This is a genomic window from Paenarthrobacter sp. NyZ202 (genome assembly GCF_049860755.1).
In the GTDB taxonomy this organism is placed as follows: Bacteria; Actinomycetota; Actinomycetes; order Actinomycetales; family Micrococcaceae; genus Arthrobacter.
The window spans coordinates 1,943,933-1,968,321 of record NZ_CP187556.1; the positions used below are offsets into that span (position 1 = coordinate 1,943,933).

The 24,389-nt window shown below is 64.2% G+C and carries 22 protein-coding genes and 1 tRNA gene; 21 read left to right on the plus strand and 2 right to left on the minus strand.

Annotated elements, in window-relative coordinates:
* Positions 1 to 13: 13 nt before the first annotated feature.
* From ribD to hisF, 8 genes are all read left to right on the plus strand, one after another.
* Entirely contained in the window at positions 14 to 1,090 is a 1,077-nt protein-coding gene (gene ribD, locus ACPFL9_RS08995; protein ID WP_426007519.1) for a bifunctional diaminohydroxyphosphoribosylaminopyrimidine deaminase/5-amino-6-(5-phosphoribosylamino)uracil reductase RibD, read from the plus strand.
* Positions 1,090 to 1,746 (plus strand): riboflavin synthase, encoded by a 657-nt coding sequence (locus tag ACPFL9_RS09000; RefSeq protein ID WP_426007164.1) that lies wholly within the window; start codon positions 1,090 to 1,092, stop codon positions 1,744 to 1,746. The genes ribD and ACPFL9_RS09000 overlap by 1 nt, the downstream gene beginning before the upstream one ends.
* Positions 1,743 to 2,438 carry a 3,4-dihydroxy-2-butanone-4-phosphate synthase gene (ribB, locus tag ACPFL9_RS09005; RefSeq protein WP_426007166.1) on the plus strand — a complete coding sequence of 232 codons (696 nt, stop codon included), beginning with the start codon at positions 1,743 to 1,745 and terminating at the stop codon, positions 2,436 to 2,438. Before ACPFL9_RS09000 ends, ribB begins: the two co-directional genes overlap by 4 nt.
* Positions 2,435 to 3,136 carry a GTP cyclohydrolase II gene (ribA, locus tag ACPFL9_RS09010; protein WP_426007168.1) on the plus strand — a complete coding sequence of 234 codons (702 nt, stop codon included), beginning with the start codon at positions 2,435 to 2,437 and terminating at the stop codon, positions 3,134 to 3,136. Before ribB ends, ribA begins: the two co-directional genes overlap by 4 nt.
* A 20-nt stretch (positions 3,137 to 3,156) precedes the next feature.
* Positions 3,157 to 3,642, plus strand: coding sequence for a 6,7-dimethyl-8-ribityllumazine synthase (gene ribH / locus ACPFL9_RS09015; RefSeq protein ID WP_426007170.1), 486 nt, complete (start codon positions 3,157 to 3,159; stop codon positions 3,640 to 3,642).
* 109 nt (positions 3,643 to 3,751) lie between these two features.
* Positions 3,752 to 4,015 carry a phosphoribosyl-ATP diphosphatase gene (locus tag ACPFL9_RS09020; protein WP_018778638.1) on the plus strand — a complete coding sequence of 88 codons (264 nt, stop codon included), beginning with the start codon at positions 3,752 to 3,754 and terminating at the stop codon, positions 4,013 to 4,015.
* A 126-nt stretch (positions 4,016 to 4,141) separates the two neighbouring features.
* Positions 4,142 to 5,002 (plus strand): ATP phosphoribosyltransferase, encoded by an 861-nt coding sequence (hisG, locus tag ACPFL9_RS09025; RefSeq protein ID WP_426007172.1) that lies wholly within the window; start codon positions 4,142 to 4,144, stop codon positions 5,000 to 5,002.
* Positions 5,003 to 5,044: 42 nt separating this feature from the next.
* Positions 5,045 to 5,821 (plus strand): imidazole glycerol phosphate synthase subunit HisF, encoded by a 777-nt coding sequence (hisF, locus tag ACPFL9_RS09030; protein ID WP_426007173.1) that lies wholly within the window; start codon positions 5,045 to 5,047, stop codon positions 5,819 to 5,821.
* Positions 5,822 to 5,883: 62 nt separating this feature from the next.
* Here hisF and ACPFL9_RS09035 read toward each other — a convergent pair whose 3' ends face one another.
* Positions 5,884 to 6,528 (minus strand): TIGR03085 family metal-binding protein, encoded by a 645-nt coding sequence (locus tag ACPFL9_RS09035; protein ID WP_426007520.1) that lies wholly within the window; start codon positions 6,526 to 6,528, stop codon positions 5,884 to 5,886.
* Between the two features lie 89 nt (positions 6,529 to 6,617).
* Here ACPFL9_RS09035 and hisI point away from each other — a divergent pair, with 89 nt between their 5' ends.
* From hisI to pyk, 11 genes are all read left to right on the plus strand, one after another.
* The gene (gene hisI, locus ACPFL9_RS09040) at positions 6,618 to 7,055 is read left to right on the plus strand and encodes a phosphoribosyl-AMP cyclohydrolase (RefSeq protein WP_426007174.1); all 438 of its coding nucleotides are present in this window, start codon (positions 6,618 to 6,620) and stop codon (positions 7,053 to 7,055) included.
* Positions 7,056 to 7,093: 38 nt separating this feature from the next.
* The gene (locus ACPFL9_RS09045) at positions 7,094 to 8,674 is read left to right on the plus strand and encodes an anthranilate synthase component I (protein WP_426007176.1); all 1,581 of its coding nucleotides are present in this window, start codon (positions 7,094 to 7,096) and stop codon (positions 8,672 to 8,674) included.
* Complete coding sequence (locus ACPFL9_RS09050) at positions 8,674 to 9,276, plus strand: Trp biosynthesis-associated membrane protein (RefSeq protein WP_426007178.1); 603 nt, start codon at positions 8,674 to 8,676, stop codon at positions 9,274 to 9,276. The genes ACPFL9_RS09045 and ACPFL9_RS09050 overlap by 1 nt, the downstream gene beginning before the upstream one ends.
* Positions 9,277 to 9,407: 131 nt before the next feature.
* Positions 9,408 to 9,680, plus strand: coding sequence for an HGxxPAAW family protein (locus ACPFL9_RS09055; protein WP_426007179.1), 273 nt, complete (start codon positions 9,408 to 9,410; stop codon positions 9,678 to 9,680).
* A gap of 2 nt (positions 9,681 to 9,682) precedes the next feature.
* Positions 9,683 to 10,501 carry an indole-3-glycerol phosphate synthase TrpC gene (gene trpC / locus ACPFL9_RS09060; protein WP_426007180.1) on the plus strand — a complete coding sequence of 273 codons (819 nt, stop codon included), beginning with the start codon at positions 9,683 to 9,685 and terminating at the stop codon, positions 10,499 to 10,501.
* Between the two features lie 116 nt (positions 10,502 to 10,617).
* Positions 10,618 to 11,994 (plus strand): tryptophan synthase subunit beta, encoded by a 1,377-nt coding sequence (gene trpB, locus ACPFL9_RS09065; protein ID WP_426007181.1) that lies wholly within the window; start codon positions 10,618 to 10,620, stop codon positions 11,992 to 11,994.
* Positions 11,994 to 12,806 carry a tryptophan synthase subunit alpha gene (gene trpA / locus ACPFL9_RS09070; RefSeq protein WP_426007182.1) on the plus strand — a complete coding sequence of 271 codons (813 nt, stop codon included), beginning with the start codon at positions 11,994 to 11,996 and terminating at the stop codon, positions 12,804 to 12,806. Before trpB ends, trpA begins: the two co-directional genes overlap by 1 nt.
* A 21-nt stretch (positions 12,807 to 12,827) precedes the next feature.
* Positions 12,828 to 13,982 (plus strand): prolipoprotein diacylglyceryl transferase, encoded by a 1,155-nt coding sequence (gene lgt / locus ACPFL9_RS09075; protein ID WP_426007183.1) that lies wholly within the window; start codon positions 12,828 to 12,830, stop codon positions 13,980 to 13,982.
* 261 nt (positions 13,983 to 14,243) lie between these two features.
* Positions 14,244 to 18,857 carry a glutamate synthase large subunit gene (gltB, locus tag ACPFL9_RS09080; RefSeq protein WP_426007184.1) on the plus strand — a complete coding sequence of 1,538 codons (4,614 nt, stop codon included), beginning with the start codon at positions 14,244 to 14,246 and terminating at the stop codon, positions 18,855 to 18,857.
* Positions 18,850 to 20,307, plus strand: coding sequence for a glutamate synthase subunit beta (locus ACPFL9_RS09085; protein WP_426007185.1), 1,458 nt, complete (start codon positions 18,850 to 18,852; stop codon positions 20,305 to 20,307). The genes gltB and ACPFL9_RS09085 overlap by 8 nt, the downstream gene beginning before the upstream one ends.
* 55 nt (positions 20,308 to 20,362) lie before the next feature.
* On the plus strand, positions 20,363 to 21,856 hold the full coding sequence (gene pyk / locus ACPFL9_RS09090; RefSeq protein WP_426007186.1) for a pyruvate kinase: 1,494 nt from the start codon (positions 20,363 to 20,365) through the stop codon (positions 21,854 to 21,856).
* Between the two features lie 171 nt (positions 21,857 to 22,027).
* Here pyk and ACPFL9_RS09095 read toward each other — a convergent pair whose 3' ends face one another.
* Positions 22,028 to 22,633, minus strand: coding sequence for an ANTAR domain-containing response regulator (locus tag ACPFL9_RS09095; RefSeq protein ID WP_426007187.1), 606 nt, complete (start codon positions 22,631 to 22,633; stop codon positions 22,028 to 22,030).
* Positions 22,634 to 22,832: 199 nt separating this feature from the next.
* Here ACPFL9_RS09095 and ACPFL9_RS09100 point away from each other — a divergent pair.
* Positions 22,833 to 22,914 (plus strand) — tRNA-Leu (locus ACPFL9_RS09100).
* Between the two features lie 87 nt (positions 22,915 to 23,001).
* On the plus strand, positions 23,002 to 24,132 hold the full coding sequence (locus ACPFL9_RS09105) for a tyrosine-type recombinase/integrase (protein ID WP_426007188.1): 1,131 nt from the start codon (positions 23,002 to 23,004) through the stop codon (positions 24,130 to 24,132).
* Positions 24,133 to 24,389: the final 257 nt, after the last annotated feature.

Sequence of the window (24,389 nt, forward strand, 5' to 3'; positions counted from 1 at the left end):
AGAGTCCGATGCCATGGAGGCGGCCCTGGCTGCGGCATTGGCCGGACCCCGAGGTGCCAACCCGCTGGTGGGGGCGGTTGTCCTGAGCCCCGACGGTGAGCAGCTCGCCGTCGGATACCACCGTGGTGCCGGTACCGCCCATGCGGAAGCGGATGCCATCCTTGAGGCCCGCCGCCGCGGTGTGAAGCTGGAGGGAACCACCATGGTGGTGACCCTGGAACCGTGCAACCATGTGGGCCGGACCGGCCCCTGTGCGCAGGCAATCATTGATGCCGGCATCGCCCGGGTGGTTTATGCAATCGACGATCCCCATGACCCGGCCGCGGGCGGAGCCCGGACGCTGCAGGCGGCGGGCGTTGAGGTACTTGCCGGATTGGCTGTGGAGCGAGCGCTGGATCTGAACCGGGACTGGTTCGACGCCGTAGCTGCCAAACGTCCCTTCGTCACCTTGCATATCGCCCAGACGCTGGACAGCCGGATTGCGGCCGTGGACGGCACCAGCCAGTGGATTTCCTGCCCTGAGTCCCTGGCGGACAACCACGGACTGCGTGGACTCATCGACGCCATTTTGGTGGGTACCGGTACGGTACTGGTCGATAATCCGCGCCTTACCGCCCGGGCTCCTGACGGGAAGCTTGCCGGGCGGCAGCCGCTCCGTGCCGTCATGGGCTTGCGTGAAGTGCCGAAGGACGCAGCGGTCCGTGGCACGGATGGCCGGTTTGTCCAGCTGACAACACGGGATCCGCGGGAGGCGTTGGGGGAACTCTTCGACCATGGCGTACGGCATGTGATGGTGGAAGGCGGATCCAGCATCCTGAGTACCTTCCTGGCCGCCGGGCTGGTGGACGAACTGATCGTCTACCAGGCGCCCACGTTGCTCGGGTCGGGAACACCGGCCCTGAACGACCTTGGCATCACCACGCTGGCCGACGCGCAGCACTGGTCCTGGGACGACGCCGGCGGCGGGGCCGTACGGCCGTTGGGCAATGACCTCCGGCTGCATCTTCGCCCCACACGCACAGCCGCCACAAAAACCACGACTTTGGTTCCGCGCAGTGAAGCCGCGGAATTCGCCACAGGAGGACACTGATGTTTACGGGAATTGTTGCCGAACAGGGCACTGTTCTGGGTATCGAGCACGACGGCGACGCCAGCGCCACGCTCCGGCTCAAGGCGGCCACCACCACCGAAGGGCTGCCCTTGGGTGGATCGATAGCCGTCAACGGCGTGTGCCTGACAGCGACGCAGATCGACGGGCAGGATTTCAGCGTCGATGTCATGGGGGAGACCCTGGCCCGGACAACGATCGGGGAACTTGCTCCCGGGGACACCGTCAACCTTGAACGGTGTGTGCCGGCCGGCGGGCGCCTCGATGGGCACGTTGTACAGGGCCACGTTGATGGTGTCGGCGAGTTGCTGGAGCGGGAGGCCCAGGGAAACTGGGACCGCCTCCGGTTCGGAGTTCCCGCCACGCTGGCCCGGTACATCGCCGAGAAGGGCTCGATCGCCGTCGACGGCGTGTCCCTCACGGTCACCGCTGTCAGTCCAGCCTCGGAATCGGCACCGTGGTTCGAGGTTGGACTTATCCCCACCACCCTCGAAGAGACCGGGCTTGGTGCCAAGCCGGTGGGTGGCCGGGTGAACCTGGAAGTCGACGTGCTCGCGAAGTACACCGAGCGGCTGCTGGCCTTCGCCCCGCAGCCAGCATCAGGTACGGCTCCGGCAGGACCGGGGGCCGCCCGATGAACACCCCGGTAACCACAACGCCGGCAACGGTTCGCCGCCACGGGCTGGACCCGGTGGAAACCGCCATCGCGGCGATGGCTGCAGGGCAGGCCGTCATCGTGGTGGACAACGAGGACCGCGAGAACGAGGGCGACATCATTTTCGCGGCTGAACATGCCACTCCCGCGCTCATGGGCTGGACCATCCGGTATTCTTCGGGCGTCATCTGCGTCCCCCTCGACGGCGAACGCGCGGACGCACTTGACCTGCCGCCCATGGTGGAGGTCAACCAGGACGCCAAGGGGACCGCGTATACGGTCTCCTGCGATGCCGCACACGGTGTCAGCACCGGGATCTCGGCCACGGACCGGGCCCTGACGGCAAGGATCCTGGCCGATCCGCGAAGCACGCCGGAAGAATTGACCCGCCCGGGGCATATTTTTCCCTTGCGGGCCGTTAAGGGAGGAGTGCGTGAGCGCCCGGGCCACACGGAAGCAGCCGTGGACCTCTGCCGCCTGGCCGGGCTTGCCCCGGTGGGCGTGATCGCCGAGTTGGTCCATGACGACGGTGAAATGATGCGGCTGGACAGCCTGCGTGACTTTGCCGCTGGACACGGATGTCCCCTCATCTCGATCGAGGACCTCGTGTCCTACGTCGAGGCGGTAGAGTCCGGAGCGGCACATGTTTCACTGGCAGACGAGGAGAAGCGATGACCACATCGACAACACGCAGCAGCGACGCCATGGGAGCTGCGCCGCATCCTGTGAGCGGTGGGCCTATCGTGCAACTGCCCACGGCCTTTGGTGACTTCGTGGCTCAGGCATGGACGGATCATGAAACCGGGCACGAACACCTGGCAGTCAGTTCCCCGAACCCGCCCAGGAACGGGCAGGCACCACTGGTGCGCCTGCATTCGGAGTGCCTGACCGGTGACGTCTTCGGGTCCTACCGCTGCGACTGCGGGGAACAGCTTGCCTACGCCCTCGAGCTCATTCAGGCCGAAGGCGGCACGCTGCTGTACCTGCGGGGGCAGGAGGGGAGGGGGATCGGTCTGGCGAACAAGATCAAGGCCTATGCGCTCCAGGAAGCGGGCTTTGACACCGTGGAGGCCAACGAACAGCTGGGACTGCCGGTGGACGCGCGGTCCTACAAAGCCGCCGGCCAGATCCTGGCGGAGATGGGCCTGAGCGAAGTCAGGTTGCTGAGCAACAACCCCGACAAGCAGAACCGCCTTGCCCAGGCAGGCGTCACCGTGGTGGAGATGGTTCCCACCGAGGTTCCCTCCCGCGAACAGAACCTCCGCTACCTGCAAACCAAGAAGGACCGGATGGACCACTTGCTGGCACTCACTGTTGAGCCGGTCAGCAACGGCAAGAAGCCGGCAACAACTTTTGACAACGACCACGACTGATCGGAAACCCCCAGTACACCATGAGCGGACACGGCGCCCCTACCATCGACCTCACCACCCTCAACCCCGAGGAAACTTCCCAGCTGAAGCTCGCGATCGTCGCGGCCAGCTGGCACACACAAATCATGGACGGACTCCTTGACGGTGCCCTGCGGGCAGCCAAGGAAGCCGGCATTGCCGAACCATCGGTGATCCGGGTACCCGGCAGTTTTGAGCTCCCGGTAGCCGCCGCCAGGCTCGCACCGCACTTTGACGCCGTCGTGGCTTTGGGCGTGGTCATCCGCGGCGGCACGCCGCACTTCGATTACGTGTGCCAGGCTGCGACGTCGGGACTCACCGATGTCAGTGTCAGCACCGGAGTTCCGGTGGGCTTTGGCGTGCTGACCTGCGACACCGAGCAGCAAGGCCTGGACCGCGCCGGTCTTCCCGGTTCCACAGAGGACAAGGGCCATGAGGCCGTCACGGCTGCCCTTGCGACAGCCCTGACCCTCAAGCAGTTCAGCTAGGCCGGATCGCCGGCTGGAAGGGGATGTGGGTGTGTGTTCACTCACATCCCCTTTGTCATGCAACGGACCGGAACGCGGCGGCAGCCCCGAAGCAAGTACTCTGGAGGGCGTGAAGAATTTCGAGACGCTGTTCGCAGAACTGAGTGAGAAAGCAGCGACCCGCCCGGCAGGTTCGCGTACGGTTGCCGAACTGGACTCCGGAATCCATGGCATCGGCAAGAAAGTCGTTGAAGAAGCCGCCGAGGTCTGGATGGCAGCGGAATACGAATCCGACGAGGCCGCAGCCGAGGAAATCTCCCAGCTGCTGTACCACCTGCAGGTCCTGATGCTCGCCAAGGGCCTCAGCCTGGAAGACGTTTACAAGCATCTCTAGCCACGCCGCTCCGCGCTCTCCAAGGAGATGGCTCCCATGCCAGGGATGTCCCGATCCTGGATCCGCGCCGGGCAGCCGCGTGGCCCAGTGCCTGTTCCTCTTCCACACCCAACAGAAAGCCTTCCCATGCTCCGTGTAGCAGTTCCCAACAAGGGATCCCTCTCCGAAGCCGCCTCGGCCATGCTCTCCGAGGCCGGCTACCGCCAGCGTCGCGACTCCCGCGAACTGGTCATGGTCGATCCGGACAACGACATCGAATTCTTTTTCCTGCGGCCCCGTGACATTGCCGTCTACGTCGGTCAGGGAACCTTGGACGTCGGCATTACCGGCCGCGACCTCCTGCTTGACGCGCAAGTGGAAGCCGAGGAGCTCCTGCCCCTCGGTTTCGCGGCCTCCACGTTCCGTTTCGCCGGTCCGGTGGGCGACTTCACCGGCGTCGAGCAGCTGGAAGGCAAGCGGCTCGCCACCAGCTATGACGGGCTCCTCCGCGACTACCTTGCAGACCGGGGCGTCAACGCCAAAGTGGTCCGCCTGGACGGCGCCGTAGAGTCGTCGGTCCGGCTTGGCGTTGCCGATGCGATCGCCGACGTCGTGGAAACCGGCAACACCCTCAAGGCGGCGGGCATGGAGATCTTCGGCGATCCGATCCTGAAGTCCGAGGCCGTACTCATCCGCCGCAGTGGCGAGGGCGGGGCCGCGAATGGCACCGCGAAGGAAATCGAGGTGTTGATCCGCCGCCTGCAGGGCGTCCTGGTGGCACGTCAGTACGTCCTCATGGACTACGACATCCGGAAGGACCTGGTGGAGGATGCCGCGGCGCTCACGCCCGGACTCGAATCTCCCACGGTCTCGCCGCTGCGCGACTCCGAATGGGTTGCCGTGCGGTCCATGGTTCCCAAGAAGGAAACCAACCGGATCATGGATGAACTCTACGACCTCGGCGCACGTGCGATCCTGGTCAGCAGCATCCACGCCTGCCGTATCTGACCCGGCAAAGCACCAGAGCACAGCACAACTGAGGAGCAACACATGGCTGTAGCCGTACGCGTCATCCCCTGCCTGGATGTTGACGCCGGACGCGTGGTCAAAGGCGTGAACTTTGAAGGCCTCCGGGATGCGGGCGACCCGGTCGAACTTGCCCACCGCTATGACAACGGCGGCGCGGACGAACTGACGTTCCTGGACGTCACGGCGTCGTCGGGCAACCGGGAGACCACGTTCGACGTCGTTCGCCGGACCGCCGAGGAAGTCTTCATTCCGTTGACGGTCGGTGGGGGTGTGCGGGGAGTCGCGGAAGTGGACAAGCTGCTTCGCTTCGGTGCGGACAAAGCGTCCATCAACACTGCGGCCGTGGCCCGGCCCGGGGTCATCGATGAGATCACCCGCCATTTCGGTTCACAGGTCCTGGTGCTGTCCGTAGATGCGCGGCGCATCCGTGAAGGTGACGCGCCGACGCCGTCGGGCTTTGAAGTGACCACCCACGGCGGCCGCAAGGGAACCGGCATCGACGCCGTGGCCTGGGCGAAAGAAGCCGCCGACAGGGGAGTGGGGGAAATCCTCCTGAACTCCATCGACGCCGACGGCACCAAGGACGGCTTCGACCTTGAATTGATCCGGCTGGTCCGCTCCGCCGTCACGATTCCCATCATCGCTTCCGGTGGCGCAGGGGAACCGGCACACTTCCCGCCCGCCATCGAGGCCGGCGCCGATGCCGTCCTGGCCGCCTCCGTTTTCCATTTCGGGCCTGACGACATGATTGCCCAGGTTAAAACGGCGATCCGCACGGCCGGCTTCGAAGTCCGGTAAGGAAGCACTTAACAGAAAGGGCCGCCCCGCGGCGTGGCCCTTTCCTGTTAAGCCGCAGTGTGTCAGAGGCCGATGTCCGCCGACTGGAGCAGGGCAACGGCGTCCGGTTGGCCTTCGAAGGTGACCAGGGCCTGGCTGGTCCGGCCGTGGGCGTGCATGACGAGTTCGCCTGGCTCGCCCACGATCGCCACCGAAACAGACGCCCGCTTGGCCACATGGCGCGGACCGGTGGGCCGGACGAGGACGATCCCGAGATCCACGCCGCGGTACAGGAAGGCGGCGCGCTTGATGAGGTCGTCCCAAAGGGCATCCGAATAGGCCTCGTCCAAAGCCCGTGGCGCCCAACGGTCGCCTGCGCGACGGATGTCTTCTGTGTGCACGAAGTACTCGATGAGGTTCGACGTTTCGTCCAGTGCCTTGATCTTCAAAGGCGAGAAGGCCGGGGGGCCTGCGCGGAAGGTCTTCACGAGGTTGGCGTAGTCGTCACCCGTCTTCAACTTTGCCGCAAGCTTGGCCGTCGCCTTGTCCGAGGCTTTGCCAAGGCTGGGGATCAGCAGTCCGATGCCTACCGCGGCTTTTCTCTCGCGCAGGTACAGATGCGCTGCGAGGTCCCGGGTCAGCCACCCTTCACAGAGCGTGGGGGAGTCAGGTCCGGCCGCAAGCAAAGTTTCGGCCAGTACTTCTCGGGAAGGATCGACGAAATGCATCACTTGTGAAACTAGCACGATCGCAGCGTTGTTGCGCAGAGGAACCGCCGCAGAAAATCGGTCCCTGCGGAGGCACTAGACTTGATCTGATGTCTGAGCAGTCTGCCCCCAGCCCAACTCCTGCCGTGGAGCCATCCATCGACCCCTCGGGTCCCTTGCCGGAGGAGATCGCCGGCGCCCTCAAGCGTGATGCTGCCGGGCTCGTGGCTGCCATCATCCAACAGCATGACACCCACGAGGTCCTCATGCTCGGCTGGATGGATGACGAGGCCCTGCACCGCACCATGACAACCGGACGCGTCACGTTCTATTCCCGGTCCCGGCAGGAATACTGGCGCAAGGGCGACACTTCAGGACACGTTCAGTTCGTGAAGTCCGTTGCCCTCGATTGCGACGGCGACGCCCTGCTGGTCCGTGTTGACCAGGTGGGTGCAGCCTGCCACACCGGCACCCGGACATGCTTTGACGGACGCGGCTTCACGGTCGTCACCGGCAGCCCGGACCAGGAAACCACACAGTCTCTGTAAAGACGCACCACCAAAACCAAAGGCGGAAAAGAATAGCCATGCAGGACCTTGGAATCATCAGCCCGGGCCTGGAAGAGTTCCGCGAACTCGCCGTCCACAGCCGTGTCATCCCAGTCCGACTCAAAGTCCTGGCCGACGCCGAGACCCCTATCGGGTTGTACCGCAAGCTGGCACAGGGCCAGCCCGGAACGTTCCTCATGGAGTCCGCGGCAGTGGGCGGGTCATGGTCGCGCTATTCCTTTATCGGCGCGAAGTCCCGCGCCACGCTGACCACCAAGGACGGCCAGGCACACTGGATCGGCCAGCCGCCCGTGGGCGTGCCCGTGGAGGGCAACCCCGTGGACGCCGTCCGTGACACCATCGCGGCGCTGGAAACGAAGCGCTTTGAGGGCCTGCCGCCATTCACGTCCGGCCTGGTCGGCTTCCTCGGCTGGGAAGCAGTCCGCCACTGGGAACGGCTGACCACGCCGCCCGAAGATGATCTCCAGCTCCCCGAAATGGCGCTGAACCTGGTCACCGACATGGCCGTCCATGACAACGTGGACGGTACGGTCCTGCTGATCGCGAATGCCATTAACTTCGACAACAGTTCCGAGCGCGTGGACGAGGCCTGGCACGATGCCGTGGCCCGGGTCAAGAACCTCCTGGAGCAAATCAGCACGCCGGTGGCCCAGCCGGTGTCCGTGCTGGAAACCGCTGCGCTTGATTTCGCCTCCAGCGTCCAGGAACGTTGGGACGAGGACAAGTACCTGGCTGCCATCGACCGCGGCAAGGAAGCGATCGTTGACGGCGAAGTCTTCCAGGTGGTGATTTCCCGCCGCTTCGAGATGGAGTGCGCCGCCGATCCGCTGGATGTGTACCGCGTTCTGCGGAACACCAACCCCAGCCCCTACATGTACATCTTCAGCCTGGAGGATGCCGACGGCCGGGAGTACTCGATTGTGGGTTCGTCGCCCGAGGCCCTGGTAACGGTCACCGGTGGCGAGGTCATCACCCATCCGATCGCCGGCTCGCGCCCCCGCGGCAAGACCGTTGAAGCGGACAAGGCCTTGGCCGCTGAGCTGCTGGCCGACCAGAAGGAACGTGCTGAGCACCTCATGCTGGTGGACCTGTCCCGCAACGACCTCTCCAAGGTCTGCGTCGCCGGAACCGTGGATGTCACCCAGTTCATGGAGGTTGAGCGTTTCAGCCACATCATGCACCTGGTGTCCACCGTGGTGGGGGAACTCGCCCCGGATGCGAAAGCCTACGATGTCCTCAAGGCCACCTTCCCCGCCGGCACCTTGTCCGGCGCTCCGAAGCCGCGGGCGTTGCGCTTGCTGGACGAGCTCGAACCCCACCGCCGGGGCATCTACGGCGGCGTCGTGGGATACCTGGATTTCGCGGGGGACATGGACATGGCCATCGCCATCCGTTCCGCCCTGCTGCGTGAAGGCCGCGCCTACGTCCAGGCCGGTGGCGGCATCGTGGCGGACTCGCACAAACCGTCGGAAGCCTTGGAGACCGTAAACAAGGCCGCTGCCCCGCTGCGGGCTGTCCATACGGCAGGTTCGCTCCAGAATATTTCCGCTGAAACGGTTCCGGATGCAGGAACCGTCGACGGCGGGACCCCCGCCTGATGCCCGCTGAAGCACGGAGCACCGCCACGGCGACACCGGGGTGGGCGCGCAAGTCCACCCTGGTCCTGGCCACGGCAATCCTGGCCTTCGCAGTGTTCGGGGCCACAACGCAAACCTGGATCGAAGTCCATTTAGACCCCGCATCCACTGCCTCGAGCACCTTGGATGTTCCCGGGAACAAAGCAGCCACGGCCGTGACCGCGCTGGCGATCGTTGCCTTGGCAGGCGGGTTGGCAGCATCCATTGCCGGAAAGATTGCCCGCTGGATCATTGCCGCTATCGTGGTGCTTTCCGGTGCGGGGATCATTCTTGCTGCGGTCACGGTACTGGCCGACCCACTGGGGGCTGCACAGGGTTCGATCGCCGCTGCTACCGGCGTTTCCGGGGGACAGGCGGAGGTTGCCGCCACGGCGTTCCCGGTGCTCGCGATCGTGGCGGCAGCGCTGCTGGCCGTGTGTGGACTGCTGTTGCCGATTGCGGGGCGATACTGGAAAGCCCGGACCAAATACGACGCGTCAAGCCGCGGTGCGGCGCCTACTTCGGAGCCCGTCGATGAGATCGACAGCTGGGACAGGTTGTCCCGCGGCGAGGACCCCACCTAAGCCATCCGGAAGGGCCGGACGCACCCGCTTCGCAACATAGCCGCCCCCAGGGCAGGTCAGAAGCGCGTTGTCCCCGGCCGCTGTCAATAAATGGCAGAATGTAAGCAGTATTCACCCTGAGGAGATTCCACATGAGCAAAACCACTGTGTCCGCAAACCAAGCAGAGTCCAAGATGGCCAGCCACGCCGATGCCATCGGCCACGGCAACAGCCCGGCTGCCTGGACCTGCGTCATTGTGATGCTCGTTGGCGCGCTGATTTGCTCCATCGCGTTCGTCATCGCCAACACCCCGATCTTCATCGGCGGTGCTGTGGTCATGGTGATCGGCCTCATTGTGGGTTGGGCCATGCGCAAGGCCGGCTACGGAGTGGGTGGCAGCAAGCTGCAGAACAACGGCCACTAACCGTGACCGTTCTTGATGACATCATCGTCGGCGTCAAGGAGGAGATGGACTCCCGACGCCGGCTCGTGTCCATCGCCGAGCTCAAGGACCGCGTTGCCGGGGCAGCCCCGGCGAGGGATGCCTGGACTGCCCTGGGTGGTCCTTCGGCTGACCGCGGGGAACTGAAGGTCATCGCGGAGATCAAACGCCGCAGCCCGTCAAAGGGAGACCTGGCACCGATCGCCGATCCCGCTTCCCTCGCAGCCCAGTACGCCGATGGTGGAGCCTCCGTCATCAGCGTGCTCACCGAGCAGCGCCGTTTCGGCGGTTCGCTGGCTGATCTCGACGCCGTACGCGCCGCCGTCGACGTTCCCTTGCTCCGCAAGGATTTCACCGTTGACGAGTACCAGATATGGGAAGCCCGTGCCCACGGCGCCGACCTGATCCTCCTGATCGTCGCGGCACTCTCCGATGCGCAGCTTGCGGACTACAGTGCGCTCAGCCATGACCTGGGCATGAGCGTCCTGGTGGAAACGCACACGGAAGAGGAAGTTGAGCGCGCTGCGGCCGCGAACGCCAGGATTATCGGTGTCAACGTCCGCAACCTGAAGACGCTCGACGTCGACCGTTCCGTTTTCGGTTCGCTGGCCGGTTTGATTCCGGCCGGGGCAGTCGTTGTCGCCGAGTCCGGCGTGCGGACCGCGGACGACGTCTTCCAGTACGCAGCCAGCGGCGCCGACGCCATCCTGGTGGGGGAGGCGCTGGTCAGCGACTCCACGCCGCGTGAACGGATTACTGAATTCAAGGCAGCCGGAGCTGCCGCCATCGCCGCCAGGAACTGAGACAGGACCTGCAGCAAGGCGACCGTCACGAGGCAGCCCAGGCGCAGTGCGCCTGCGGCTGCCTTGTGGCACGTGGAACTACACATTGAACCAACTCGAACAGGACGGTGAGACTGATGGTGGACGCGCCAACAGCAAGCTCGAATGAGAATGCCGCTGATGCATTCCTGCAAGGGGGAGCCTCGCTGCGCAACGCTACCGGGCCTTACTTCGGCAAGTACGGCGGACGCTGGATGCCCGAGTCCCTGATCGCTGCCTTGGACGAAGTCCAGGACACGTTCGAGAAGGCCAAGGCCGATCCGGAGTTCCTGGCACAGCTGAAGGATCTCAACAAGAACTACTCCGGCCGTCCCTCGCTCCTGACTGAAGCCCAGCGTTTCTCGGAGCATGCCGGCGGGGCACGGATCTTCCTCAAGCGCGAGGACCTGAACCACACAGGTTCGCACAAGATCAACAACGTCCTCGGCCAAGCACTGCTCGCCAAGCGCATGGGCAAGACCCGCGTCATCGCCGAAACCGGTGCAGGCCAGCACGGCGTTGCAAGTGCCACGGCGGCAGCACTGCTCGGCCTCGAGTGCGTGGTGTACATGGGTGCCGAGGACTGCCGGCGCCAGGCACTCAACGTTGCACGGATGCAACTGCTCGGCGCCACCGTCGTCCCGGTGACCAACGGTTCGCAAACGCTCAAGGACGCCATCAATGATGCTTTGCGCGACTGGGTATCCAACGTTGACACCACCCACTACCTCCTGGGCACTGCTGCTGGTGCGCACCCGTTCCCGGCCATGGTCCGCTTCTTCCATGAGGTGATCGGGGAGGAAGCCCGCGCCCAGATCCTGGAGCAGACCGGCAAGCTGCCCGACGCCGTCTGCGCCTGCATTGGCGGCGGCTCCAACGCCATCGGCTTGTTCCACAGCTTCCTGGACGACGCTTCGGTCAGGATCTACGGATTCGAAGCCGGTGGCGAGGGGCTTGAGACCGGCCGCCACGCGGCTGCCATCTCCCTGGGCCGCCCCGGCGTCCTCCACGGTGCCCGCTCGTACCTCATGCAGGACGAAGACGGACAGACCATTGAATCGCACTCGATCTCCGCGGGGCTGGACTACCCCAGCGTCGGCCCCGAGCACTCCTACCTTGCCGACATCGGACGCGTTACGTACGAGCCGATCACGGACACCGAAGCCATGGATGCGTTCAGCCTCCTGTGCCGTACCGAGGGCATCATCCCGGCCATCGAGTCCTCGCACGCCCTTGCCGGCGCCATCAAGGTGGGCCGGCGCCTCACCGAAGGCAAGGACAATCCCGCCGACGTCACGATCATCGTCAACCTCTCCGGCCGTGGAGACAAGGACGTTGAGACAGCGGCGGCCTGGTTCAACATGCTGGACGAGGAAGGCCACGTGAAGGGAACCACCCTGTCCACCCGCAAGCCGAAAGGGCCTGCCGAGCGCGTTGCCGGGCCCGCCGTGGACGTAGATGAGGACCAGAACTGATGACTGAACACTTCGCCAGCAAGTCCGCAGCCGTCATCGACCGCGCCAAGGCCGAGGGGCGGGCAGCCCTCGTGGGATACCTCCCCGCGGGTTACCCCACCGTGCAGGCGAGCATCGACGCCGGCATTGCCTTGGCGCGCAATGGTGCCGACCTGATCGAGATCGGCATCCCGTATTCCGACCCCGTCATGGATGGCCCCGTGATCCAGGCGGCCACCACGGAGGCGATTGCCAACGGATTCCGCGTAGCGGACGTCTTCGACGTCGTCGCCGGAATCACGGCCGTCACTGACGCTGCCGTGCTGGTGATGACGTACTGGAACCCGGTGATGCGGCTGGGCGTGGACGAGTTCTCCCGCCGCCTGGCTGAAGCCGGGGGAGCAGGGCTCATCACCCCGGACCTGATCCCTGACGAGGCCGCGGAATGGTTCGAGGCCTCGGACAAGTACGGACTTGACCGCGTGTTCCTGGTGGCTCCCTCCTCCACGCCTGAACGGCTGGACATGACCGTGAAGGCCAGCCGTGGCTTTGTGTACGGGGTATCCATCATGGGTGTCACAGGAGCCCGCCAGTCCGTGAGCAGCAGCGCCGAAGACGTCGTGGCCCGCGCCCACGCTGCCGGCGCCGAGCGCGTGTGTGTCGGCCTGGGTGTTTCCAGTCCTGACCACGTCCGCGAAATCGCTGCGTACGCTGACGGAGTCATTGTGGGTTCAGCACTCGTCGCGGCACTGCGCGACGGTGGCGTGGACGCCGTCGGGCAACTCACCAAGAACCTGAGCGCCGGTCTTGGCCGGGCCGCTGCAGACGCCTAAAGAAGGAAGCAACGAAGCCCCATGCAGACCGTCCTCCACGCAGCGGCAATGGTTCCCCTGAGCATTCCGAGCCCCACCTGGTCCGGTTTCGACATTCCACTGCCGTGGGGGACGTTGCGTATCCACGCATACGCCCTCTGCATCCTGGCGGGCATCGTGGTCGGCCTGTGGCTGACGTCCGCCCGCTGGAAGCGCCGTGGGACCCCCGAGGGCAGCCTCTGGGACATCGCCATCTGGGCGATCCCCTTTGGCATCATCGGCGGCCGTCTCTACCACGTGTTCTCCTCGCCGGACGCATACTTCGGTCCGGGTTTTGACGGCACGGGGGATCTGTCGCTGATACCCCAGATCCAGCGTGGCGGCCTGGGCATCTGGGGTGCGGTGCTCCTGGGTGCCGTGGGCGCATGGATAGGCTGCCGTAGGGCAGGCGTCAAGCTCACTGCGTTCCTGGACGCCGCCGCCCCGGGGCTGCTCCTTGCCCAGGCGATCGGCCGGTGGGGGAACTGGTTCAACCAGGAGCTGTTCGGCGCTCCCACCACCCTGCCGTGGGGCCTGCAGATCGATCCGGCCAATGCCAATTTCCCGGCCGGCATGCCCGCAGACACGCTGTTCCACCCCACATTCCTCTATGAGTTCCTGTGGAACCTGTTGGGCGTGGCGATCCTCCTCCTGCTGGACCGCAGGTTCTCGTTCCGCCGTGGCCGGCTGTTCTGGCTGTACGCGATGTACTACACCCTGGGCCGGGTCTGGATCGAGGCGCTCAGGATAGACGACGCCGAGCAGATCAGCCTCTTCGGCATCACCACGCGGCTTAATGTTTGGACGAGTATCCTCGTGTTCCTCCTTGCGTTGGCCCTCTTCATCGTGCTGGGCCGGGGCGGCAAAAATGAGCGGGAGAGCGCGTATCTGCCAGGACGCGAGCCCAAAGCTGCAGCCGCGGGTGAAACCTCTCCCGTGACCAGCGTCACCAGTCATGATGCGGACCCATCTGTCTCGGATAGTGGTTCCCGTGGTAATCTCCCAGATAACCAAAGCGATCCGGGCCACGTTGACGAGCCGCAGGATGCAGCAGGGGATCCAGCCAAAGGCACCCAGGCCAGCGCCGGATCTGACTCTGCTGCGGCTGCCGCAAGGAAGGCCCCCGGATCCTCGCCGGCGGTTGACGACACCAAGTAGTCACCGCAGGTAAAGGGGCAACAGAGTCACCGCTCGGAGGGCCCAGTCCACAGCGTCGTGGCACCCCGGAAACCGGATCGCAGCATACCGATGTTCACCGGTCTTGCCGGGGCCAGAGGTCTGCGTAACTGTTCGTTGCGCATGATCGGCTGGCCTACAATTTCCACTAACTAGCGCTTTGTTGTGCCCATCACAAGGGCAGGCAAGGTGGGGCCAACGTTGTCCCTTCCATACGCACGATCACGAGGAAGGACGTCTCCCATGACCCATCTTCATAACCCCGGTTGGTCCGAAAACATCGAACCTCAGGGCGCCACGTCTCCGTTCAAGCGCTTCGCCGCGCTGCCGGAGGCACAGGGACTCTACTCCCCGGACAAGGAGAAGGACGCCTGCGGCCTGGCTATCATTGCCACGCTTCGCGGCGAACCGGGATACGACATCGTCGAAGCGGCGCTGACCGCCCTCCGCAACCTGGAACACCGCGGCGCAGTTGGCGCCGACGAGGGCACCGGTGACGGCGCAGGCCTCCTGATGCAGATTCCGGATGAGTTCTTCCGCGCAGTCACTGAATTTGAGCTGCCGGCCCCCGGACAGTACGTGGCAGGCACCGCATTCCTCCCCGCCGAGCCGCGTGAGGCTTCCACGGCCAAGGCCGGAATCGAGGCACTCGCCGCGGATGAGGGCCTGACGGTCCTTGGCTGGCGCGAAGTTCCGGTGGTTGCGGACCTCGTGGGCGCGATGGCCCGTGCGTGCATGCCGTACTTCTCCCAGCCGTTCCTTGCCTCCGCCACCGGTGAGCAGTTGGAGCGCAACGAGCTTGACTCCCGCGCATGGCGGATCCGCAAGCGTGCGCAGAACAAGTACGGCGTGTACTTCCCGTCGCTGTCCTCGCGCACCATCGTGTACAAGGGCATGCTGACCACTGCCCAGCTGGAGCCGTTCTACCCGGACCTTTCGGACAAGCGCTTCAAGACCAAGCTGGCGATCGTGCACTCGCGCTTCTCCACGAACACGTTTCCGTCGTGGCCGCTTGCCCAGCCCTTCCGCACGATTGCACACAACGGTGAAATCAACACGGTCAAGGGCAACCGCAACTGGATGCGCGCACGCCAGTCGCAGCTCGCCAGCCCACTGCTGGGAGACAGCCCGGAAGAGCTGTACCCGATCTGTACCCCTGGTGCTTCCGACTCCGCATCCTTCGACGAGGTAGCCGAGCTCCTGTGGCTCTCCGGCCGCCCCATCACGCACTCCATCATGATGATGATCCCGGAGGCCTGGGAAAACCATGCCACCATGGATCCGGCACGCCGTGCGTTCTATGAGTACCACTCGCTGCTCATGGAACCGTGGGATGGTCCTGCCGCTGTGTCCTTCACCGACGGCAACCTCGTCGGGGCCACCCTGGACCGCAACGGCCTGCGCCCCGGTCGCTACTGGATCACCGAAGACGGCCTGATCGTCTTCGCGTCCGAAGTTGGCGTGATCGAAATTGAGCCGTCCAACGTGGTTAAGAAGGGTCGTGTGGCCCCCGGCAAGATGTTCCTGGTGGACACCGAGGCCGGCCGCATCATCGACGACGCCGAGGTCAAGGCCGAGGTCGCAGCGGCCAACCCGTGGGCCGAATGGCTCAAGGACAACCTGATCGACATCAACGAGCTTCCCGAGCGTGAGCACGTGGTCCACACCGCTGCCTCGGTGAACATCCGGCAGCGGACCTTCGGCTACACCACGGAGGAACTGAAGATCCTGATCGGACCGATGGCCCGTACCGGTGCAGAACCGCTGGGTGCCATGGGCTCCGACACTCCGGTCGCCGTGCTCTCCAAGCGTCCCCGCCTGCTGTTCGACTACTTCGTGCAGTCGTTTGCGCAGGTCACCAACCCGCCGTTGGATGCCATCCGCGAGGAACTGGTCACGTCACTGAAGTGCGCCATCGGGCCCAACGGCAACCTCCTTGACGGCAAGCAGGTCCGCCAGCCGCAGATCTCGTTGCCTTTCCCTGTGATCAACAACGACCAGCTCGCCAAGATCGCCAACATCGAGAACGCCGACGGCGACCGCATCGCCATGAAGGTGCGCGGCCTTTACCGCCCCGAGGGCGGCGAAGCAGCACTGCGTGCCCGCCTCACGGAAATCTGTGAGCAGGTTTCCGGCGCCATCAACCGCGGCGTGCAGTACATCGTGCTGTCCGACCGCGACTCCAACGCCCAGTGGGCACCCATTCCGTCGCTCCTGCTGGTCAGCGCCGTCCATCACCACCTGCTCCGCAGCGCCAACCGCACCAAGACCGCGCTGGTGGTCGAGGCCGGCGACGTCCGCGAGACGCACCACGTGGCCGTACTCATCGGTTATGGCGCCTCGGCCGTCAACCCGTACCTTGCCATGGAATCGGTGGAACAGCTGATCGCAGAGGGTGACGTCGCAGGTGTCACCCCTGAAGACGGTGTCTACAACCTCATCAAGGGCCTGGGCAAGGGCGTCCTGAAGATCATGTCCAAGATGGGCATCTCCACGGTGGCTTCCTACACGGGTGCCCAGACGTTCGAGGCACTGGGCCTTTCCCAGGAACTCGTTGACGAATTCTTCTCTGGCACCCATTCCCAGCTGGGTGGCGTGGGCCTGGACGTTATCGCCGCCGAAGTTTCCGCCCGGCACCAGATGGCGTACCCGGAAGGTGGCATCGAGCACCCGCACCGCCCGCTGCTTGGCGGCGGCGAGTACCAGTGGCGCCGCGACGGCGAACCGCACCTCTTCAACCCGGAGACGGTGTTCCGCCTGCAGCACGCCACCCGGGAACGCCGCTACGACATCTTCAAGTCCTACACCAAGGGCGTTGACGACCAATCCCAGAACCTGATGACCCTTCGTGGTTTGCTCAAGTTCAAGGACGGCATCCGCCCGGCAGTTCCGCTGGAGGAAGTCGAGCCGGTATCCAGCATCGTTAAGCGTTTCTCCACGGGTGCCATGAGCTACGGCTCCATTTCCAAGGAAGCCCACGAAACCCTCGCCATCGCCATGAACCGCCTGGGCGCCAAGTCCAACACCGGCGAAGGCGGCGAAGACGTGGAGCGTCTCCTTGACCCCGAGCGCCGGTCCGCCATCAAGCAGATCGCATCCGGCCGCTTTGGTGTCACCAGCCTGTACCTGACCAACGCCGACGACATCCAGATCAAGATGGCACAGGGCGCCAAGCCCGGTGAAGGCGGCCAGCTCATGGCTCAGAAGGTCTACCCCTGGGTAGCCCGCACCCGCCACTCAACCCCCGGCGTCGGGCTCATCTCCCCGCCCCCGCACCACGACATCTACTCGATCGAGGACCTGGCGCAGCTCATTTACGATGCCAAGCGCGCCAACCCTTCGGCCCGGGTACATGTGAAGCTCGTTTCGGAAGTCGGGATCGGCACGGTGGCGTCCGGCGTCACCAAGGCGAAGGCCGACGTCGTGCTTGTCTCAGGTCACGACGGCGGTACCGGCGCCTCGCCGCTGAACTCGCTGAAGCACGCGGGCGTGCCCTGGGAACTTGGCCTGGCCGAGACCCAGCAGACCCTGATGCTCAACGGCCTCCGCGACCGTGTTGTGGTTCAGGTGGACGGCCAGCTCAAGACTGGACGCGATGTTGTCATCGCTGCCCTGCTGGGTGGCGAGGAATACGGCTTCGCCACTGCTCCGCTGGTGGTTGAAGGCTGCATCATGATGCGCGTGTGCCACCTGGACACCTGCCCGGTGGGCGTTGCCACGCAGAACCCGGAGCTTCGTGCCCGGTTCACCGGCAAGCCCGAGTTCGTGGTCAACTTCTTCGAATTCCTTGCCGAGGAAGTCCGCGAAATCCTGGCCGAGCTCGGTTTCCGCAGCCTTGAAGAGGCAATCGGACACTCAGAGGTGCTGGATACCCGTGACGCTATCGATCACTGGAAGGCAGAAGGACTGGACCTCGATCCGATCCTCCACGGCCTTGAGTTCGACGACGACGTTCCGCTGCGCAACATGGTGGGCCAGAATCATGAGCTGGACAAGCACTTTGACCAGCGCCTGATCACCATGGCCCAGGAAGCCCTCAGCGACCGCATGCCGGTCAAGATCACCCTGGACGTCATCAACACCGACCGTTCCGTGGGCACGATGCTGGGCCATGTGGTGACCAAGACGTTCGGCACGGATGTACTGGCAACCGACACGATCGATGTCACCCTCAACGGCACCGCCGGCCAGTCCCTGGGCGCCTTCCTGCCCGCAGGCATCACCCTGCGCATGTTCGGCGACTCCAACGACTACGTCGGCAAGGGTCTCTCAGGTGGACGCATCATCGTCCGCCCGGACCGCACCAACGTCTTCCAGGCGGAGCGTAACGTCATTGCCGGCAACGTCATTGGCTACGGTGCCACCAGCGGTGAAATGTTCCTTCGCGGGCAGGTCGGCGAACGCTTCCTGGTCCGCAACTCCGGTGCCACGGCCGTCGTCGAAGGTATCGGCGACCACGGTTGCGAGTACATGACCGGTGGCCAGACGCTGATCATCGGCCGCACCGGCCGCAACTTCGGTGCCGGCATGTCCGGTGGAACCGCCTACGTGCTTGACCTGCAGCCTGAGCGCGTCAACAAGCAGGCCCTCGACTCCGGCGAACTCCAGCTCCTGGAACTGGATGCCGAAGACCGCGACATCGTTCACGGCCTGCTCACCAAGCACGTGGAGGAAACCGAATCCGTCCTGGCCGGCCGTCTGCTCGAAAACTTCGACGACACTGCCGCCCGCATCACCAAAGTACTGCCGCGCGACTACGCCGCAGTCCTGCAAACCCGTCTCGACGCCATCGAAGAGGGACTCGACCCCGATGGCGAAGAAGTATGGTCTCGAATCCTGGAGGTAACCGGTGGCTGATCCACGCGGATTTCTGAAAGTCCGGCAGCGCGAGACGCAGCCACGCCGTCCTGTCCCGGTCCGCATCATGGACTGGAAGGAAGTGTACGAAGCCCAGGAGAAGGGTGTCCTGAGGAGCCAGGCGGGCCGCTGCATGGACTGCGGCATCCCGTTCTGCCACCAGGGCTGCCCGCTGGGCAACCTCATTCCCGAGTGGAACGACCTCATGTGGCGGGACAAAGGTGAAGAGGCCATTGAGCGCCTCCACGCCACCAACAACTTCCCGGAGTGGACCGGCCGCCTGTGCCCGGCTCCCTGTGAAGCGTCCTGTGTTCTGGGCATCAACCAGCCTGCTGTGACCATCAAGCAGGTTGAGGTTTCCATCATTGACGAAGCGTTCGACAACAACTGGGTCCAGCCCCTGCCCCCGACCCGCCTGACAGGCAAGACGGTGGCCGTGGTTGGTTCCGGTCCCGCCGGCCTTGCTGCTGCCCAGCAGTTGACCCGCGTTGGCCACACCGTTGCCGTGTACGAGCGCGACGACAAAATCGGCGGACTGCTCCGCTACGGCATCCCCGACTTCAAAATGGAGAAGGAACAGGTCGACCGCCGCCTGGAGCAGATGAAGGCTGAAGGCACGCGCTTCCGCACCGGCGTCGCAGTGGGTACCGACGTCACGTGGGAGCAACTGCGCCGCCGTTACGACGCCGTCGTAGTGGCCACCGGTGCCACGCTGCCGCGCGACCTGCCCATCCCGGGCCGCGACCTGGACGGCGTCCACTTCGCCATGGACTACCTGGTTCCGTCGAACCGTGTGGTGGCAGGGGAGAGCCCCGAAAACCACATCGATGCCCGTGGCAAGCACGTAGTCATCCTCGGCGGCGGCGACACCGGTGCGGACTGCATCGGTACCGCGCACCGCCAGCAGGCCGCATCCGTGACCACTTTGGCGATCGGCAAGCAGCCTCCGCTGGAGCGCGCCGCACACCAGCCGTGGCCGACGTTCCCCACCCTGTTCGAGGTCGCCAGCGCCCACGAAGAAGGCGGAGAGCGCACCTACCTGGCATCCACCGTTGAGTTCGTCGGCGAGAACGGCAAGCTCACCGGCGTCAAGGTGGCTGAAACGGAATTCGTGGAGGGCAGGCGCCTGCCGAAGGCCGGAACCGAGCGGGTCATCCCCGCGGATCTCGTCTTCCTCAGCCTGGGCTTCACCGGAGCCGAGCCGGCCGGGATCACGGAACAAGTAAGTGCAGAGTTTGACGGTCGGGGCAACGTGGCCCGCGACGGCTACTACATGACGAACACAGAGGGTGTGTTCGTCGCCGGTGACGCCGGTCGTGGCCAGTCCCTGATTGTGTGGGCCATCGCGGAAGGCCGCGCCTGCGCGGCCGCGGTGGACAAGTTCCTCATGGGAAGCACAATCCTCCCGGCACCGGTCGCCCCCACAGACCGGGCAATCGCGGTCTTATAGCGCGGGCAGGACCTTTTCTTTACTCAAACACCAGCACACTACTTAGGGTAGGTATATGAGACGCGCGAAAATTGTGGCAACGTTCGGCCCGGCTATTTCCAGCTTCGACAACACCCTCGCGGTGCTGGAAGCCGGCGTCGATGTTGCGCGCATGAACATGAGCCACGGTGACTACTCCGTGCATGACAACACCTACGAAAACGTCCGCAAGGCTTCCGCCCAGCTTCGCAAGCCCGTGGCCATCATGGCCGACCTCCAGGGACCCAAGATCCGCTTGGGCCGCTTTGTGGATGGTCCGCACGAGCTTGCCGTTGGTGACACGTTTACCATCACCACCGAAGACGTTCCGGGTACCAAGGACATCTGCTCCACCACACTGAAGAGCCTCACCGAGGACGTCCGTGTTGGCGACACACTCCTGATCGACGACGGCAAGGTGGCCATGCGTGCCACTGAGGTTGACGACGTCAAGGTTGTCGCAACGGTTACCGTTGGCGGCAAGGTGTCCAACAACAAGGGCATCAACCTTCCCGGTGTTGCCGTCAACGTCCCCGCCTTGAGCGAAAAGGATGAAGACGACCTCCGTTGGGCCCTCAAGCGCGGTGTTGACCTGGTTGCGCTGTCGTTCGTACGTGACGCCTCCGACATCAAACGCGTCCACGAAATCATGGACGAAGAAGGCCGCCGGGTTCCGGTGATCGCCAAGATCGAAAAGCCCCAGGCCGTGGACCAGCTCCACGAGATCATTGACGCGTTCGACGCGATCATGGTTGCCCGTGGCGACCTCGGTGTTGAACTGCCGCTCGAAGAGGTGCCGATCGTCCAGAAGCGTGCCATCGAACTGGCCCGCCGTTGGGCCAAGCCGGTCATCGTGGCCACGCAGGTCCTGGAATCCATGATCGACAACCCGCGCCCGACGCGTGCCGAGGCTTCCGACTGCGCCAACGCAGTACTGGACGGTGCCGACGCGGTCATGCTTTCCGGTGAAACGTCGGTGGGTCAGTACCCGATCGAGACGGTCAAGACCATGGCACGGATCATCGAATCCACCGAGGAACACGGTCTGGAGCGCGTCCCCCCGCTGGGGACCAAGCCCAAGACCCGCGGTGGCGCCATCACGCGTGCCGCCGTCGAGATCGCCGACCAGCTGGACGCCAAGTACATCTGTACGTTCACGCAGTCCGGTGACTCTGCCCGACGCCTGTCCCGCCTCCGTCCGGTGAAGCCCGTCTTCGCTTTCACGCCGGTGGAACACGTCTGGAACCAGCTGGCCCTCACGTGGGGCATCCGTCCCGTGCTGGTCTCCATGGTGGGCCACACCGACGAGATGACCGCACAGGTTGACCGCAGCCTGCTGGACATGAAGCTCGTGGATGAAGGCGACCTCGTGGTCATCGCTGCCGGTTCCCCTCCAGGACAGGCGGGTTCGACGAACTCGCTCAAGGTCCACAAGGTGGGCGACCTCGCCGACACCTCCAAGGTCAGCAGCACCCGCAAGGAAAAGGTTGGCCCCTGGCCCGAGAAGAAGAAGTCCAAGAACAAGAACTGATTCCTGTTCACTGAAGCGGGCCCTGCCGGTTGGCGGGGCCCGCTTCGGCGTTAAAGCACGACGGCGGATGGTGCTGGCGGAGATGACGGCGAGGACCGGCGTCGTGGTTGTTGTGGGGACGCTAAAGGGCGGCAGTTCTCCTGGTGGAGGACTGCCGCCCTTTGGCTGCTGCTAGTTGACCTGGTTGATGATGGTCTCTGCAACCTCGCGCATGCTGAGGCGGCGGTCCATGGAGGTCTTCTGGATCCACCGGAAAGCCTCGGGTTCGGTGAGGCCCATCTTGGTGGTCAGGAGGCTCTTGGCGCGCTCCACCAGCTTGCGGGTGGCGAACTGCTCCTGGAGGTCCGAGACCTCGTTCTCGAGGGCCTTGATCTCCTCGTGGCGGGACAGTGCGATCTCGATCGCCGGCACGAGGTCGGCCGGGGTGAAGGGCTTGACGACGTACGCCATGGCGCCGGCGTCGCGGGCACGCTCCACGAGTTCCTTCTGGCTGAAGGCCGTCAGCAGGACAACAGGGGCAATGCGGGCCTTGACGATCTTCTCAGCTGCCGAGATGCCGTCCATGACGGGCATCTTCACGTCCATCAGCACAAGGTCCGGCTTGAGCTCCTCAGCCAGTTCCACTGCCTTCTCGCCGTTGTCGGCCTCGCCGACGACGTCATACCCTTCGCCCTTCAGGATCTCGATAATGTCCAGGCGGATGAGGGTTTCATCCTCGGCAACGACGACGCGTCGGGCCGGCTGGGCTGCGGGGGTGGACTCCGTCTGTTCGGTCACGGGATCTCCTTGAAAAGGTTCGGCGGGTTCATGTCCATCTTAGTGCGGACGCAGTGGGGGACGCCTGCGGCGCAGGTTTTGTTGCACCCGGCGCGCCCGGTTCTTCGAATCAGCCTATCTGCATGTAGAGTAGTTTCGCGTGCTGGGAACGGATCGCGTTGGTCACAGAAATGTAGCCCCTGATCTCCCGGTAATCCGCGCCCGAGTGGCGGAATTGGCAGACGCGCCGCACTCAAAATGCGGTATCGAAAGGTGTGTGGGTTCGAGTCCCACCTCGGGCACAGTAATGTCGCAGGTCAGGGGCCTATATGGCCCCTGACTGTGTACAAAACCCCTAAAAGTGTGTACAGCGGCGTAGCGTTTTATGCATGGCCAGCATCTCCACACGCACTAAAAAGGACGGTTCCAAGTCCTTCATGGTGCGCTGGCGGGACCCTAAAACTCACAAGGCCCAGGGCCTGACTTTCGTCTCGCATTCTGAGGCGGAGACACTCAAGCGATTGCTGGACGCCAATGGCCAGAACTTCGAAATCGCGCAGCATGCCATTCTCGACAACTCGAAGCGCGTGCCGACAGTTGCGGAAGTGATCCAAGAGCACATTGACCTTCTTGTCCGGCCCTCGAGTGGCACCGTGAAGACGTACCAGACCATGCTGGATCTCCATGTGAAAAAGGTCATCGGAGGCCTGCCGGTCGACAAGCTGGATTACCGTGCCATTGCCTTCTGGGTGAAGTCGATGATGGCCAAGGGTCGCTCGCCGAAGACGATCAAGAACGTGCACGGCCTCATCTCCGCTTCGATGAACACAGCCGAGATGCTCGGGTACATCACGCGTAATCCCTGCCGCGGGGTGCAGCTGCCAAGCGTCGAGAAGGCCGAGGACGAGATGATGTTTCTCACCCATGCCGAGTTCGGGCTCATTATGGAGGGTATGGGGGAGCGGTATCGGGACTTCACTAACTTTCTGGTGATGACGGGGACGCGTTTTGGGGAAGCAACGGCCTTGACCGTGGCGGATATTGATTTGCTGGGGAAGCCGGCGACGGCCCGCATAAACAAGGCATGGAAACGCGACGGGCAGAATCAGTTCTATATTGGGCCGACGAAGACTGGTGCGGGCAAGAGGACAATTGGGCTGAATCCGGCTCTGGTCGAGCTCCTGATCCCTTTGGTGGCTGGGCGTCCGAGTGGCGATTTGTTGTTCTCGACGCCCAAGGGGGAGCGGATCGTGCACAAGCTGTACTGGCATCACTTCTGGGTGCCGGCGGTGAAGGCTGCTCAGCTCCGTGGGCTGCGGAAAGATCCCCGTATCCACGACTTGCGGCATACCCACGCCTCCTGGCTGATTCAGGATGGCGTGCCGATCTTCACGATCTCACGGCGGCTTGGGCATGCTTCCATCAAGACGACCGAGCAGGTCTATGGTCACCTCATGCCTGAGGCGCTGCAGGTTGGGGCGGATGCGACGGAGCGGCAGGTCGCAGCTTTCATGCGGTGAAACGCTTCTAGTCTCTTAGGAGACCAGACGGTTCCGTGCTTGTGTGCCGATGAGTCTGGTGCCGGTTGGATTGACGCCCTGCGCTACTAAAGTTTGGTGTGACGCCGGAAGGATTTCACTGAGCCTGGCTATCTCTGCCATGTGCTCCGACGCAAAGACGAACTTGCCTTAGCCCCAACAAGCATGGGGGAAACGTCCGGCCGCGGCTCCGTCACGCAACCATCCTTCACTGCAGCGCATGAGAGCCCCGGCCTCTG